The organism is Kluyvera sp. CHPC 1.2972 (assembly GCF_036759925.1).
GTDB lineage: Bacteria > Pseudomonadota > Gammaproteobacteria > Enterobacterales > Enterobacteriaceae > Kluyvera.
The window spans coordinates 366,767-381,486 of the sequence record NZ_JAPKIB010000003.1; the positions used below are offsets into that span (position 1 = coordinate 366,767).

A 14,720-nucleotide genomic window follows, 5' to 3' on the forward strand; every position below is an offset into this window, starting at 1 on the left:
CGTGTTAGAACGCCGCGATTTGATCACGAACAAATTACAACTGTCAATTGCTTTTATTTGCGGCTGCAATTAACTCAGCTCGCTCCGCACGATTTACTACACGGCGAACAACGGCCCCTTTAGCCCTTTCACCCGCCGCTTTCACGATAGGTGCAGCTATTGCGCCAGGTACGCCACCCATCATAAATCCCGCCATTACGGTGCTCGCAGCGTTATCAGTTACCCTATCCATGGCTGTTGAGGCTCTCACGCCTGGTAGTGCAGCGCGAACGGCTTCCATTTGCTCATACATGCGCATTGCCTTGGCTCCGCGTTGCGCCGCGTCATGAGTGTGCGTCATTGCCCAATACACGGCGCGCTCATCCTCTGAGATATCTTTCCAGGTAGCCTCGCCCTTGATGCCAGCCGCGTCATTCATGATTGATTTGACGTTTTTTTGCATGTTGTTCAACAGCTTAATTTTATGCTCAAGAGCGGTTTGCCTACTCCTCTCCCCAGCTGCGCGCGCTTCCTGGTATTCAGCCGATGTAATGCCGCGTTCCTTGGTTAACTCATTGTTTAAACGCTCCATTGATGCGGAATAAGCGTCCGAAATTCCCGCCCGGTGCGCTGCCGCCTGTTTTGCCGATACATAGCTGCGAGTTTCAGGGTTCATAATCCCTTTTGCATCCAGCCATTCGGTAATGCCTGGGGCTTCTTTCACCGCTGTCAGCAAGCGCTTAATGTTGACGTGTGGCGCGGTCGTTAAGAATTGTTCCAGGTCGAATTTAGTGCCGTTGATGTAAGATGCAATGGAGTCATACAACTGCTGCGCCGGAACCTCTTCACCCGCATCAATGCGATTGATGATCGCGTTCGTCGGCTCATGCTCCGCTCTCATCACCTGTTCAAACTGCCCATAGCCCGATAGTTCTGGCCTTTCCTCCCCGGGGAACGGCAAATGATGGTTCTCGTAGTCCTCCGTGAACGACCGGAACGTTTGAAGCGCCTTTTCTGCCGACTCACCCACGCGCCCGGTTTCCTCCGGCCTTATCACGTTCAGGATGTAGCTCTCAGCCTCCACGCCCACCAGCCGCCGTGCTATTTTTTGATTGTAGGTGTCCATCCATTGCGCTTGCTGCGCTGTCATGGCGTCAATGCGATCAGTATTAACCTTTGCGGCCTTAACAGCCTTTTCTGCTTCCTGCTCGCTCCCTGCTGCGCTTATTGGCGCTTCGTCGGTGTACTTCTCCGCATTTGCCACATCTTCCGGTAAATCAACGTGCCCTAAACGCCCCTTCAGATACTGAACCGCTGACGGCGTGAAGCGCTCAAGCACTGGCGCAACTATCTTTCCAGCCACTGCTGAAACAGGCTTCGCGATAAGACTCGCAACACCCGGAATCGGTAAAATAACATCCTGGAAAGGGTGCTCAGGAAACGCATCTTTCCCGCCCGTCTCAACTGCATGAGCAGCTGAATCAAGAGCCAGCTGAGAACCGGAGTCAATGGCGTACGCGGTAGGTAGCGATAGACCCGCGGTAACTGGTGCGAGAGCCAGCCCCACGCCAGCCGCCATCGCCTGTGGGTTCTCCTTTGCCACCTTAACGACAGTCGACGGATTGAAGTTCTCCATTTGCTGGATAGCGTCCATTGCTTTTGCATCTCCACCAGCAGCTTTGTACGCCTCCGGGTAATCAGCAAAATCATTAGCGACGGCATACCCCTTTTGCACTGCGTGGGCTGCGATTTGCGCCTGGGTGGCATCATCAGGGACACCCGTCATTGTGAAGCCGTTCGGCAAAATAACACTGTGAGTCATTACCAGGCCCCCGACGTTGCTTTGGCGTTATGCTCCGGCACATCACTGAAGCTAGTTGTTTTCGGTGCGACCTTGTCAATGGCGGCGGTTGCTGCCGCTTCTGGAGTTAGCGTCCCGTTTGCAAGGCCAGTGATTGTGTCAGGCGATACGTGGAATGCCGCAACCAGGTCGCGCATAACCTGCGGGTTAGACAGATCAAAGCCGTTTGTGGTAACAACGTTTTGCACGTGCGCCATGTGTGACTCTGCCTGCGCCTGGGCATTGCTGCGGGTCAGGTCTCGCGCCTGCTGGCGTTCAGAATCCGTTAAGCCGCCGCCTGTTTTTCTGTTCAGGTAGTTTTCAGCGGCATCCACTCGGCCCGTGGTAAGTGACTCCATTAAGGGCTTGATCTGCGTGGTTCGCGGCGATACGTTCGGCGACTCACCCACCTGGAACTGCATCAGAAGCTGCTCATCGCCTGCTTTGTTGTCCGGTGTATGCGCCACCTTCTGTGCCGCCTCTAAAATTTTGTCATACATCGCCGTTTGCTGTGACTCCGATGTGCGGAGGTTCTTGGCGGCCGTTGCCTGGCCTATCGCATCTTTCAGCATCTGTCCATGGTAGGCCTGACCTGCGGCGGCGATGTATGCCGCACGCTCTTGCGGGTCGGTGATCTGCGACGGCACATCAACCTTATTCGGGTCGAAGCTGGCGAGCTGCCCCCCCGGCGTACCGCCACCAGCCCCAGGCGCCGACATCTGCTGCCCCGCTTGCGCTCCCATTTTTGCAATTGCCGCCATGCGGGCGCTAGCGGCGTTCTGTAGCGCGATGTTTTCCATAACACTCTCATGCTGCGCCATCTGGTCAAGCCTGCGGTTTTGCAGGTCAAACTGCTTATCCTGGCTATCCATGCGCGCGTTAAACTGGTCGTTCTGCTGATCCATTTTCAGACCCTGCATTTGCAGGCTGGACTCATCGCGCGCCATCGCTTCCATTTGCTGGCTTTCCTTGTCCAGTTCTGAGTTATCGCCCGTTTCGTACCACTTCAGAATTGCAGGGCCGCTAAAACCCTTTTGATGCAATTCGTTTAGGTATTCGCTGCGCTGACGCAGGTCGTTGCCGTGGTCATGAAGCGCCAGGGCTGCTGACATGCCAACGGCGATACCGCTTGCGGCGTTCCCGGTGACGATGGCCCCCAGCAACCCCATCACGCCGGACGCGATCCACGATGTGCGGCGAATTTCTGAATCACTCGGCGGCGTGATGTTCGGCATTGAGTTCTTTTGGGCCAGCATGGCCTCGAGAATGCTCTGCGTTTGCATAACGTTCGGTACAACACTGCCCTGGTTCGGTGTAACTGAGTACCCCTGACCTGCGTCCAGATTGGTTTGCACCTGGTTTACCTGTCGCTGCTGCTGTAGTTGGGTTGTAGCTGTCATTATTTCGTACCTACGAGTCGTTGACCTTTCATGACCTTGCTTGCGGTCTGCTGTTCACTGGATGACTTAACGCCTGCTCCCTGCGGCTTGCCTTGCTTGAGGGCTTCGTCGTAGGTGTCTGCCATCAGCTGATAGGCAAGCTCCTCCCCGCGCTGCTGAGTAATTTTCCCGTCCAGTACGTTTTGGTAGATGTCCTGCAACAGCTCGTTAAGGTGCTGCGTTTTCACCTGGTACTCAGGGAATGATTCGGCGAACGTCTCCGGAGACATCGACCCGCGAACCTTCATGATGTCCGGCACGTTGTATGCCGGTTCTGGTTTTTTAACCCAATCAACCTGGTCGGCGTTCGGATCATATTCAGGCGTGAATCCCTCCTGCATGGCCCATCTCACTTTTGCAGGCTCATCAGCCTGCACCGATTGCGGCTGGTAATTGGCGAGCATTGCGCTCGCCACCTCTTCAACCTGTTTAAACATCGCATCAAACTGTTTATTGATATTCACACTCACCTCAGAGCAGGTTTTTGAAGCTGGTAAGACCCTGTAATGGGTCATTGTTGCCGAGCTTGGTAGCGTCATTCAGCAAGCTGGTGTAGCCACTGGTATTGGCGCTCACGCCATGCCCAGAACCGCCAAGCGGCGCAACCGGGTTTCGCTTTGGAGCCAATGCCGCCCCCATAACCCCTTGCATGATTGGCCCCAGGGCTTTTGTTGCCCATTCAGGCAGCAGGCTTGAACCGGGCATGGCATCACCTGCACGGTGCCCCTCCATACCCTGATTAATCGCTGTGTCTAATGACGTTCCATCGGCAATACTACCTAGCGCCGAATTAACCTCAGAGGCCGAATGGGCCACCTGGCCCACGCTATCCCCCACCCCTAAAAACGCTTCTGCTGAATCTAAAATGCTCACGGTACCCCCTAGATAAACATCAGTGCAGACATTGCGGCAGCGCCCATAATTTCCGAGTGGAGACTGCTGCCAGTGCCTCCGCTAGACTTTACCTTGCTGTTCGTGGTGGTCGTGGTGTCGATGCCGGCAGTCGGCAGCACCTCATCCATCAGCAGTGCGAAGTTAATCGCTGACATATTGTTGTTAATCATGTCGTTGCGGCGGTTGTTATCATCCACTTTCTGGTTAAACCACTGCTCAAACACCCCGGCGTTCATCTGGTTCTTCTCGCCGTTCGCCGCCATCGTTCCACCAGCTTTCGCGATCGAACCACCAGCGCTCATCAACTGGTCAAGCAAGCCAACCTCACCAGACATAGCGCCAGTTGTGAGACCTACTGAGCCCTTCAGAATCTGCATGGCGAGGTCTGATTCCTGCTCAACCATGCTGTTTGCACCACTGGACAGAACGGAGTTGCGTGCGCTATCAGCAGCGCTACTGCCAGCAACCGAAGTTGAGGCCATATTGCTCTGCGCTTCGCTGCCAAACTCGCTACCCATCTCGCTGTATACCTGGTCTTGAATGGCGCTGTCCTGGCTATCCATGAAATCACCAGCTTTGTTGTACAGCCCAGTAACGCCGCTCATGAACTGCGTTTTGCCGTTACCCTCCAGCAGGCCCTGAATGTTGGTAATGGCCTCATCAATCAGGCTCAGGCCACCCTTTGCAAGACTTGTCCCGGCAGTGATGGCGTCACCACTTCCAGCGCGGTCTAACGCCGCCTGCTCAGCCGGGGTAATGCCTGCCACTACGCTGTTTTCGTAGTTAATGCCGCTGTAATCATTGATGTAATTCGTCACGATTGGCTCAACGTACTGAGCCAGCCAGGATGTGGTATTGCTGGTTGATGATGAGGATGATGATCCCCCTCCGAATAGACCCATTATTTGTACTTATCCCCCCATACTTTCGCGCCGAACGATTTAGAGCCCTGGGCCTTTGGTGCTGGCTTTGTCAGTGGCTGCTTAGGCGTTTTTAGCGCGCTGGCGGTTTCGTTAGCCTTTTTACCCAGGCGCTTTGCGTTATCGGAGCGCAGGCGGCGCAGTTCATCAGCGTCGCGAAACACCTGCATCAATTCAGGTGAGATAACGTCACCAATTTTGTCGCCCACAACCTTTTCGAGGCCTGCGGCGACGGCGCGAATTTCGTCAGCACTCCATTTCTGGCGTGTCAGGGTGTTCACGGTCTGGCTTGCGCGCTGGCGGCGAATCTTGTCCATGCTGTTGCGCTGGTATTCGGCGCTTTTCTCTGCGGCCTCAACCAGGATTTCTTGGCGCTTCTTTGCCTCCCGGAGCTGGTCGTAAGCCATGGCCTTGTCATGCGGAGCAAGGCGACCAGATGCAATCTGTGCTTCCAGATACTCAATTTGCTTTTCCGTTTCGGTCTGCGCCATAGCCTTGTAACGCGCTGTAGCGGCCTCTGATTGGTTGATAGCATCAACCAATGGCTGAACACTCTGGTTATAGCGCTGATAGCTCTCACGCTCGCGGAGCGACTCCTCTACCTGGTCGGCGGTGTACTCAACGCCGTTAAACTCCCAAACGTCTACTACTTCAGGTTCGCCTTCGCCTGGTTTAGCGCCTCCCTCCAGCGTGGTGCTGTCGTCGGTTCCGGCGAGAATGTCGACCGCTGCGCTGTCAGGTGGTGTTCCTGCGCTCGCTTCTGGGCCTTTGTTGTCTTTTTCTGCTGGCTCGCGACCGAGAGCCCCGAGAACAGCCGATGCAAGAGCTGACCGTCCGACTCCTCCCACGGCAGGCGTTTGCGGTTTGGTTTGGGTGTTCTGTTCATTCTGGTTTTCCATGGTGATCTCTTATTGTTGGTCGATGGTTTCTTGGTTCTGGGCATTCTTGGTGACGGCGTTCGCGCCATCCTGGGCCAGCTTCTGCGCGTCTAACATGGTCTGAACCATGCTGATTCGGGTTTGCGCCTTGATTTGGTCAATCTTGGCGATGTCATACAGGCCATCGTTGAGCTTTTTCATTGTGTCGGCCTGCATATCCTTGACCTTGGCCTCAGCCAGGCCAGTAGCAGCAATTTCGGAGCGCAGTTTGTTGACGGTGATGAATTTGGTGATCGCCTGCTCAAGCGGCGACGGCTTCGGCATATCCTCCGGTGGCGTGATGTAGCGGCTAACGTCCTCCTGCCCGGTAATTGCCCGGTAATAGTCGGCGTAGATGTTGTATGCGTTCTGGGGCTGGATGTTTTTCGGCAGCGTGCCGAGCTGAGCCGCTGTTTCATATGCCGATTTAACATTGGCGGCGGCGCGGGTGCGGTCGTACGGGGATTCAATGCTGATTGACATGCCCAGGTCGGAGCGAATGACCTTGAACGGAATATCAACGCCGTCCAGCTCCATTGTCTCGCCCATTTCCTGGAGCACCAGGAGCATCAGCTTGTAGATTGGTTTGATGAACGTCTCGGCGACGGTGCTGGCGATCTGGTTTTCGTTCAGTTCCTGCTTATCCTGGGTAAGCTGGATTGCCGTTCCGCTGGCGTTGCTGTTTTCTTCCAGCGCCTGGGCCTGACCTGCACTCCCCTGAATGACAGACTCAACATCGGCGTTAATTTCTTCGTTAAGCAACTGCATAGCTTGGGGAACGTCAGTACCGCCCAGCTTCTGGATTGCGCCAGGGCCGTTTGCCTCATATGCTGCGCCGGGGCCGCGCTCATCCATCAGCGTAGCTTTGCCGTCTTGAGTTAGCAGGTTGTCGATATAGACGTATTCGCCGTACGCGGCACCATCAGCACTACGCTGAATAGCTCGCATAGCGCGGGTTTTATTTACCTGCTCGTTAACTGTCATATCAAACAGTGACTCGCTGTAGCCTGAGCCAGAAACGACGCTCATCCCACCCCAGACAAGCGGACACCAGTCGACTTCCTCAACACTTAGCATTTCGGTATCGGTGGTGATCACGTGCCACAGCTTTGGCTTTTTGCCCTTATAGCAGCCGCGCCAGTAGTGGTGGTAAACAGTGATAGTGCGGTTGTAGTCGTTGTAATCACCGTCAGGCGCATCAATATCGCCGTCCATATCATCCACAACGATTAGCTGTTTGCTCTCCCCTGTAGGTCGATTGAGATCATCTTTAGCGCCGTTCACAAGCTTGCTCTCCGGGAGCCCCTGTTCCACTGCCTCGGCGATGGTCAAGTCCTCGGAGTATGCCGCGTACGGCGAACTCTCAACGTCGATTGCGCGCGGGTGAAGATAGAAATGCTGGTAGTCCACCAAATTAATGACCGGGTATTTAATCTTGCGGACACCCTGAATCCAGCCCGTGGCGGTGCGATTGTTCTCATCAACGTCCAGCTCGTGCTGAATGTTGTAGCCAGCTTTCATCAACGCTTCGGCCTGCATCACGATCGCCTCAAGTGGCGCGTCAGTGAAGTTGGCTTTCTCGCTCTCGTAGCTCTTTTCCGTGTACCCAACGCGCGCTGCCTGGTTCCCCGTGATGAGGATTTCCTTTAGCGCTTCCATCATCAGGCGATAGTAGCCATCAATTTTCAGCGTTGCGGTGTGCACGGCGCGGGAGATTGCCGTTGCCAGCTTGCCGTTTGTCATGCGATCACTATCAAACGATGCCGGGGAACGCTGCGAGTTGGTGAACAGCTCCACCAGCGACGGATAAACGCTCTCGAAGCTCTGCCACATCACGCGAGACGCAGAGATATCGCCTGGTGATGCCTTTGGTGGGTACTCGCCGCGATACGTCTCATAAGAGAGCGTATAGCGCGCGGAGAGCGCGTCATGAATCCGCTTGGCGGCGTTCATCTGCTCCATTACTACATTGAGCAACTCAGTTTTATTCACAGCTTGAATGCTCCTGATTTTTTGCCAGGTCTGGCATAACTCGCCGTGTCCCTGGTGTATGGGTTGTTATTGATTACCGGCACCGGAACGGCGCGGCGGGCCTGCATCATTGGAATGCCGTCAAACTCAACGCGGGTTGCCCCATATCGAATTGCATCCATGAAGTGGTCGTTTTTCGGTGAGGGGATCGTGCGCTTGCCCTCTTTCGTCCACTGGTACAAGCCCAGCTCACGGAGGGTTTCGCGGCAATTGCGGAAGATGAACAGCTCGCCATCCTGGAACCACTGCGCCAGCAGCGCGATAGAGCCAACCTTGCTGTTACGGTTGGTTTCCATCGGTATTTGACTCTCGTGCAGCTTCCAAACGCGCGGTGTCATCTTCGCCCCTTGGCGGCGCATGATTTCGGAGCGGGTGATTTGCGTACCGGACTGAATGCCGTCGCCATCGTTCGGGGCCACTACCGGGATGGACGGAAGCCCAAGCCCGGAGAACTCCCGCAACTCAGCAGGCGCATGAGACACGGCGACATCCCAATCACTCGGCTTGTTTCCGGTAATTTTGCAGGCCATGTAATCAGGCATGTGAGCGTTCGGGTAAATCTCACGCTCGGTGATGCGTGGCGCAACAGAGCTTTGGTTGTACCACTCGCTGAAGATGTAGCGACGCCCGGTGTCGCGATCGTAGGCAACGAACACAATCACGGACGGGTCACTCTCTCCGGTGTAACCGAAGTCAAGCGCAGCCATAACCAGCCAGGTTGGCGGGATGTCGAACGGCGCGCAGGTGATCGCATCCGGGCTAAATGGGTAGATTTTGCCAACACCAAGAACCGGCTCACCGTGGCGACGCATGTCGCGCTGGTAGTACGGCGTGAGGGCCAGTTGCTCTTCAATGTCCTTCTCGGTGAAGTGCGGCGCATCGTCCCAGCTCGCTTTCTGGAAGTGAATCTCCCCGGAAAGGTCGTCGCGACAGCGGGTGTATAGGTCGGTTTCTCCATGCTCAGGCGTTGCAGTGACCACCACTACGCCCTTGGTTGTCATGGTTCGCGTCTGCGACTGAGCGACAAGCAGATCCTCTTTCGGTGATTGCTCGTCGATCCAGACGAATACCACCGCTTGGCCCATGAAAACTTTCTCATCCTGCATTGCGGAGTACAGACGGCAGGTCGACTCCTCACCAGAGACGTGGTAAACGCGGAACGACTTCACCGCCTGGCCATCACACACCAGGGAATCCATGTTGATGCGCTCGCGAGGGATGGAGCCAGTACCAATCAGGTGGCGCTGGCGTGCATCGTCAGTGCCGAGCAATTCCTTTTGCAGCGTGGTACGCGTGGAGTCAGCGGACACACCGATAGCCCACAATACGCGAGCAGTGGTAATTAGCTCATTGGTGACGCGGTAGCCGTTCCACCAATCTGGGTAAAGCCCGGTTGCGTGATAGCTGAACTCGGCGGCGGCGCTGAATGTCTTGCCGATACGGTTGGCGGCTGACAGATAGCGCAAGCGGTGATTCATACCGGAGTCGAACCACTTCAGTTGGTACTCATAGGGGATAAAGCCGTCAACCTTCCACTGTTCTTTGACAGTCACGGCAGCCTCGATCACATCGAGATTGTTGCGGATGTCCTCCATTGTGGAATTAGAGAGCGCGCGCGCAGCGGCGAGCAGGTTCTGACGGTATTCAGGAGTGGTGAAATTCACGCGACACCCCCCAGACGCTTCAGGAGGCCATTGATACGGTCAGCCTCTGGCAGTTCCAGCTCTGCGGCGACCTCATCAACATCGAGACGCGCCGAGGCTGCAACGATAGAACGCTGAGCGGCGGTGATCAGGTTGGCGAACGCGGTATCTTTCAGGCCAGGCTTGTCGAGTCGCTCATATACGCGAGACAACAAACCACCCTCAGCCTGGGCCACTGCCAGCTCATCTTCCGCCAGAGCAGCAGCACGAGACATGGCGCGAGCCTTGCGGAACGCGGCATAACGGAGGAATTGCTTTTGAGTCGGTAGACCCTTTGGAGGCGCAAACCCGGCTTCACGCATTTCCGTCAGGAGCGCGGGAACCTCGGATTCAAGCAGCATTTCACGGCGATCGTGAATAGCGTTCTGCTTGTCGATTTGCTTTTGATTGAGCGATAACGCAACGGCGCGCTTGTTTCGGGCCTGCTTGCGGAATCTGGACGCTTTACTACTCATTGCCGGTTCCCACCAGCAGCGGGCATCGTGCCCCTAGAGTTGCCTCATGAAAAAAAATACTCTTCCCCCGCACCCCCTTCACGCAAGTGACTCTTGGTGATCACACACACCAATAGTGGGCTGTTCTGTGCGGGAGCAAAAAAAACACCAGCTCACGCTGATGCCCTTCACTCGCGGGGAGACCCGGTTTAGCCTTTCGTTCTCCCTGTGAGATTCCCTAACCTGCTAACTTTTCAGGCCGCCTAACGCTCTCACCATCCGGGTTGCATCGTTGAAGTGATTACCGCTCTATGTGGCGCTAACTCTCAGCTCACTGTCACTCATCAACGTTGAACAGCATTCCCGGAACTCTTACGCAAACCCTCGGCGATACTTTTGGGGGTCTTGTCGGGTTCTTCCCTTACGCAGCCTCAAGCACCAAGCCGAAGCCTCAACGAATCTGACTGCGCTCTATCCCGGAATAGTTACCGAGACAGCAAGCCGGAACCCCGGCTCTTTTTTAGGGAAGCATGAATTTTTAGTGGATCGCAAGACGGTAATTTTATTCCGGGTTGTTGCGCCTCTGGAGTTCGGCAAAGCGATCGTGCAGAGTTTTCGGGTACATCTCGCGGTAAACAGTCCAAAGGGTCTGAATGTTTTTATGCCCCGTTACCTGGGCAACCTCTTCGACACTGAACCCCATTTCAAATAATCTACTTGCGCCCTCTCGCCTTGTGTCATGGAACCTTATTCCCTCAATGCCTAATGACGCTTTAACATCCAGGAATATTTTAGATATTGTTTTAGACCGACAAGGGAATATTCTTTCGTCTATTTTTGGCTGTTCCTGCAATATATCCCACGCCCGACCAAGCAATGGGACAACCATATGATTACCTTGCTTTTTTCTTGGGTCTTTTCTGTCCCTGACAATGACAGAACGCGTTGACTCATCGACATCACTCCACAATATTGAGCAGATTTCACCGACGCGCATACACGAGTAAATAGCAAACTCAAATATATCTGCATAATGCACTCTGGTTCTGGAATGGCCCTGTTTTTTCTTTAGCACATCCAAAATCGCATCAAAGTTTTCTCTATCAATCCTCTGGTTTCGCTTATTTGACGGGTGAGTTATGCCCATCTTCGCCATATATTTTCTAGCGGCCTCAAACTCACTTGTGTTTATCTTGATGGAGAAGAAGGGTTCGGCGGCATCCAGCACTGTTTTCAGGTAGGAGAAGTCAGCCAGCAGTGTCGAGCCGGAAATCTCTTCCCGGCGCGATCTGCCGAACTCCACGTAATCTGTCATGGTTATCTCATCCAGGCGCTTGAGAGCCAGCGCTGATACTTCCATGCGCTTCATTCGGTCTACTTTATCCCGGCCCTTTCTTATGCCCTTATCCGCAAGATAGCGGCGTATAAGCGCACCCAGGGTGATTCCTTCGCCCTGCTCTGGTATGCCGTTGGATTCCAGTTCTGCGACGCGCTGAGCACCCCACGCTTTCGCCATTGCCTGTTTAGGGAACGTGCGGTTCTCTCGGTGCTTATAAAGCCCCGCCTCTTTCACGCCAACAGTGCATCTGTACCGGGCCACGCCTGCGGCGGTGAGTCTCTTCTCTATCGTATAAAAGGCCATTCTCTTAAATCTCTGGGGTGCTGGATGGGGTGCTATTACACATAAAATAGAGAATTTAGGAGGTTTTGTGTGCTGTTTCGTGCGGGTGGCGGCTAGAGCTTGAAATATAACGCTTTGTTTTTTCGGGGTGTTTTTGAAGTGTTATCTTTTCGTAAAAAGTCGATTGTGGATGTATAATCCGGACATACATCTGCTGCGGAAATATCAATATGGAATACCACTTAACGTTAAATTGGCCCGATTTTATGGCGCGCTACTGGCAAAAACGCCCGGTGGTGCTGAAACGCGGCTTCGCCAACTTTATTGACCCTATTTCACCGGATGAACTGGCTGGTCTGGCGATGGAAAATGAAGTGGATAGCCGACTGGTGAGCCACCTTGATGGCAACTGGCAGGTCAGCCACGGTCCTTTCGAAAGCTACGATCACCTCGGTGAAAGCAACTGGTCGCTGCTGGTTCAGGCCGTTGATCACTGGCACGAACCCTCCAGCGCGCTGATGCGCCCGTTCCGCGCCCTTCCCGACTGGCGCATTGACGATCTGATGATCTCCTTCTCGGTGCCGGGCGGCGGCGTGGGCCCGCACGTCGATCAGTATGACGTCTTTATCATTCAGGGTACCGGCCGTCGTCGCTGGCGCGTGGGCGAGAAAACCGCGCTCAAGCAGCACTGCCCACATCCGGATCTGCTGCAGGTGCAGGCGTTCGAGGCGATCATTGATGAAGAGATGGAGCCCGGCGATATCCTCTATATTCCACCAGGATTCCCGCACGAAGGCTACGCGCTGGAAAATTCACTCAACTATTCCGTAGGCTTCCGTTCGCCGAACAGCCGCGAGCTGATTAGCGGCTTTGCCGACTATATTCTGCAGCGCGACCTCGGCAACCAGCACTACAGCGACCCGGACGTACCGTCACGCGATCACCCGGCGGATCTGCTGCCGCAGGAAGTGGATCGCCTGCGCGACATGATGCTAGGGTTGATCCAGCAGCCGGAGCATTTCCAGCAGTGGCTGGGCGAGTTTATCAGCCAGTCGCGCCATGAGCTGGATATCGCGCCGCCGGAGCCGCCGTATCAGCCGGACGAAATTTACGATGCGCTGCAACAGGGCGATATGCTGCAACGCCTGGGCGGCCTGCGGGTGATTCGTATCGGCGATGATTTCTTTGTTAACGGCGAGAAAGTGGATTCACCGCATCAGCAGGCGCTGGACGCGATGGCGGGCAGTATTATGCTGGAGAGCCAGCATTTTGGTGAGGCGCTGGACGACCCATCCTTCCTGGCGATGCTGGCCGCGCTGGTGAACAGCGGGTATTGGTTTTTTGCTGAGTAATGCGCGATAAACCCGGCGGCGCTGCGCTTGGCCGGGCTACAATTGTGCAATATGTAGCCCGGGCGAGCGAATGCGACCCCGGGTTTTCTTTACTGATTAACCGCGTTTCGCCGTCAGCTCCGCAATGCGCACAATCACCTGCACCGCCTTCTCCATCCCTTCCAGGGTCACAAACTCGTGCTTGCCGTGGTAGTTATAGCCGCCGGTAAAGAGGTTCGGACACGGGAGTCCCATAAACGACAGCTGCGCACCGTCGGTGCCGCCGCGAATCGGTTTGAGATCCGGCTCGATATCGCAATCGCGCATCGCCTGCTGGGCAATATCCAGAATATGAGGATGATCGACCACCTTTTCGCGCATATTGTAATAGCTGTCTTCAATAATCAGCTCAATATAGCAATCCGGGTGTAGACCTTTCCCCACCTTCTTGGCGATCTCCATCATCTTGCGTTTGCGTGCTTCAAACTGCTTGCGGTCGAAATCGCGCACGATGTAGTGCATCTCAGCACGATCCACCGAGCCTTTGATGCTGGTGAGATGGTAGAAACCTTCGTAGCCTTCGGTGGTTTCCGGGCTTTCGTCGGCCGGTACTTCCGCGTGAATGCGGGCCGCCAGCGACAGCGCGTTGACCATCACCCCTTTCGCGGTACCCGGATGCACGTTGTTGCCAACAATCTTGATGGTGATAGAAGCGGCGTTGAAGTTCTCAAACTCCAGCTCGCCCACGCCACCGCCGTCTACGGTATAGGCCCACTGGGCGTTAAAGGCGTCGACATCAAAGTGCTTCGCCCCTTTGCCGACCTCTTCGTCCGGGGTAAACGCCACGCGAATATCGCCGTGCGGGATGTTTTTCTCTTTCAGCACCGCCAGCGCGGTCATGATTTCGGCAATACCGGCTTTATCATCGGCACCCAGTAGCGTTTTGCCGTCGGTGGTGATAAGCGTTTGCCCCAGCAGTTGATGCAGCACTGGGAACATCACCGGCGACAGCACTTCATCACCGATCCCCAGCGCAATATCACCGCCGCGATAGTTTTCAACAATTTGCGGATTGACGTTTTTGCCGCTGAAATCCGGAGCGGTATCAACATGGGAGATAAAACCGATCGCCGGAATATCGCCGCTGACGTTCGCCGGGAGGGTGCCCATCACCGTTCCCTTCTCGCTCAGCGTGACGTTAACCAGCCCCATTGTTTCCAATTGCTCTTTGAGCAGATGTAATAGTTTCCACTGCCCTTCGGTACTCGGCACCTGACGCACGCCGGGCTTCGACTGTGTGTCCAGTGAAACGTACTGCAAAAAACGCTCAAGCAATTTATCCATGTAGCCACCCTCACTTTTTGTGACAACATTATCAATAAGCAGGAAAACACAAATATTGCGTCAGGTCACTTTTAGCCCGGCAAAGGCCATTTTTTTCATCAATTCGTCGCTAATCATCAGATATACCTAAGGTAGCTTAGACAAGGATTGGCGATTGGGTATCGTTTGCCGTAGAATGCCAGCCCTTATTAATAAATCTCAGACCTCTAAACGTCTAAAGGTGGATAACCACAAACCCCGCATCGGTAAGCCATCCGGTGTGTTGAC

Annotated in this window: 12 protein-coding genes; 1 reads left to right on the forward strand and 11 read right to left on the reverse strand. The window is 54.8% G+C overall.

The features are described 5' to 3' along the window. Positions 1–43: 43 nt before the first annotated feature. The 10 genes from V6944_RS07845 to V6944_RS07890 all read right to left on the reverse strand — a co-directional run bounded on the left by V6944_RS07845 (position 44) and on the right by V6944_RS07890 (position 11,799). Entirely contained in the window at positions 44–1,801 is a 1,758-nt protein-coding gene (locus V6944_RS07845; protein WP_333498545.1) for a hypothetical protein, read from the reverse strand. Further along, a complete protein-coding gene (locus V6944_RS07850) occupies positions 1,801–3,219 on the reverse strand; it encodes a hypothetical protein (protein WP_333498546.1) in 1,419 nt (472 codons plus the stop codon). The genes V6944_RS07845 and V6944_RS07850 overlap by 1 nt, the downstream gene beginning before the upstream one ends. Next, positions 3,219–3,722, reverse strand: coding sequence for a hypothetical protein (locus V6944_RS07855; RefSeq protein WP_333498547.1), 504 nt, complete (start codon positions 3,720–3,722; stop codon positions 3,219–3,221). The genes V6944_RS07850 and V6944_RS07855 overlap by 1 nt, the downstream gene beginning before the upstream one ends. Positions 3,723–3,729: 7 nt before the next feature. Then, on the reverse strand, positions 3,730–4,131 hold the full coding sequence (locus V6944_RS07860; protein ID WP_333498548.1) for a hypothetical protein: 402 nt from the start codon (positions 4,129–4,131) through the stop codon (positions 3,730–3,732). Between the two features lie 8 nt (positions 4,132–4,139). After that, on the reverse strand, positions 4,140–5,054 hold the full coding sequence (locus V6944_RS07865; protein ID WP_333498549.1) for a hypothetical protein: 915 nt from the start codon (positions 5,052–5,054) through the stop codon (positions 4,140–4,142). After that, positions 5,054–5,971, reverse strand: a complete 918-nt coding sequence (locus tag V6944_RS07870; protein ID WP_333498550.1) for a hypothetical protein — start codon at positions 5,969–5,971, stop codon at positions 5,054–5,056. Before V6944_RS07870 ends, V6944_RS07865 begins: the two co-directional genes overlap by 1 nt. 9 nt (positions 5,972–5,980) lie before the next feature. Continuing rightward, on the reverse strand, positions 5,981–7,966 hold the full coding sequence (locus tag V6944_RS07875; protein WP_333498551.1) for a portal protein: 1,986 nt from the start codon (positions 7,964–7,966) through the stop codon (positions 5,981–5,983). 11 nt (positions 7,967–7,977) lie between these two features. Then, positions 7,978–9,684 carry a terminase large subunit domain-containing protein gene (locus V6944_RS07880; protein WP_333498552.1) on the reverse strand — a complete coding sequence of 569 codons (1,707 nt, stop codon included), beginning with the start codon at positions 9,682–9,684 and terminating at the stop codon, positions 7,978–7,980. After that, entirely contained in the window at positions 9,681–10,178 is a 498-nt protein-coding gene (locus V6944_RS07885; RefSeq protein WP_333498553.1) for a hypothetical protein, read from the reverse strand. Before V6944_RS07885 ends, V6944_RS07880 begins: the two co-directional genes overlap by 4 nt. A gap of 541 nt (positions 10,179–10,719) precedes the next feature. Beyond that, positions 10,720–11,799: a site-specific integrase gene (locus tag V6944_RS07890; protein WP_333498554.1), complete on the reverse strand. Its 1,080-nt coding sequence runs from the start codon at positions 11,797–11,799 to the stop codon at positions 10,720–10,722. Positions 11,800–12,008: 209 nt separating this feature from the next. On the opposite strand from V6944_RS07890, the gene V6944_RS07895 reads away from it, so the two are divergent. After that, positions 12,009–13,130 carry a ribosomal protein uL16 3-hydroxylase gene (locus tag V6944_RS07895; protein ID WP_185669972.1) on the forward strand — a complete coding sequence of 374 codons (1,122 nt, stop codon included), beginning with the start codon at positions 12,009–12,011 and terminating at the stop codon, positions 13,128–13,130. A gap of 96 nt (positions 13,131–13,226) precedes the next feature. Here the strand turns inward: V6944_RS07895 and pepT are convergent, their stop codons facing one another. Then, positions 13,227–14,453: a peptidase T gene (gene pepT, locus V6944_RS07900; RefSeq protein WP_333498555.1), complete on the reverse strand. Its 1,227-nt coding sequence runs from the start codon at positions 14,451–14,453 to the stop codon at positions 13,227–13,229. Positions 14,454–14,720 lie beyond the last annotated feature (267 nt).

Bases quoted from the DNA above. Each gene is read 5' to 3' on its own strand.
- V6944_RS07890 (WP_333498554.1), bottom strand. From the start codon at position 11,799: ATGGCCTTTTATACGATAGAGAAGAGACTCACCGCCGCAGGCGTGGCC.
- V6944_RS07885 (WP_333498553.1), bottom strand. From the start codon at position 10,178: ATGAGTAGTAAAGCGTCCAGATTCCGCAAGCAGGCCCGAAACAAGCGC.
- V6944_RS07895 (WP_185669972.1), top strand. From the start codon at position 12,009: ATGGAATACCACTTAACGTTAAATTGGCCCGATTTTATGGCGCGCTAC.
- pepT (WP_333498555.1), bottom strand. From the start codon at position 14,453: ATGGATAAATTGCTTGAGCGTTTTTTGCAGTACGTTTCACTGGACACA.
- V6944_RS07845 (WP_333498545.1), bottom strand. From the start codon at position 1,801: ATGACTCACAGTGTTATTTTGCCGAACGGCTTCACAATGACGGGTGTC.
- V6944_RS07865 (WP_333498549.1), bottom strand. From the start codon at position 5,054: ATGGGTCTATTCGGAGGGGGATCATCATCCTCATCATCAACCAGCAAT.
- V6944_RS07850 (WP_333498546.1), bottom strand. From the start codon at position 3,219: ATGACAGCTACAACCCAACTACAGCAGCAGCGACAGGTAAACCAGGTG.
- V6944_RS07870 (WP_333498550.1), bottom strand. From the start codon at position 5,971: ATGGAAAACCAGAATGAACAGAACACCCAAACCAAACCGCAAACGCCT.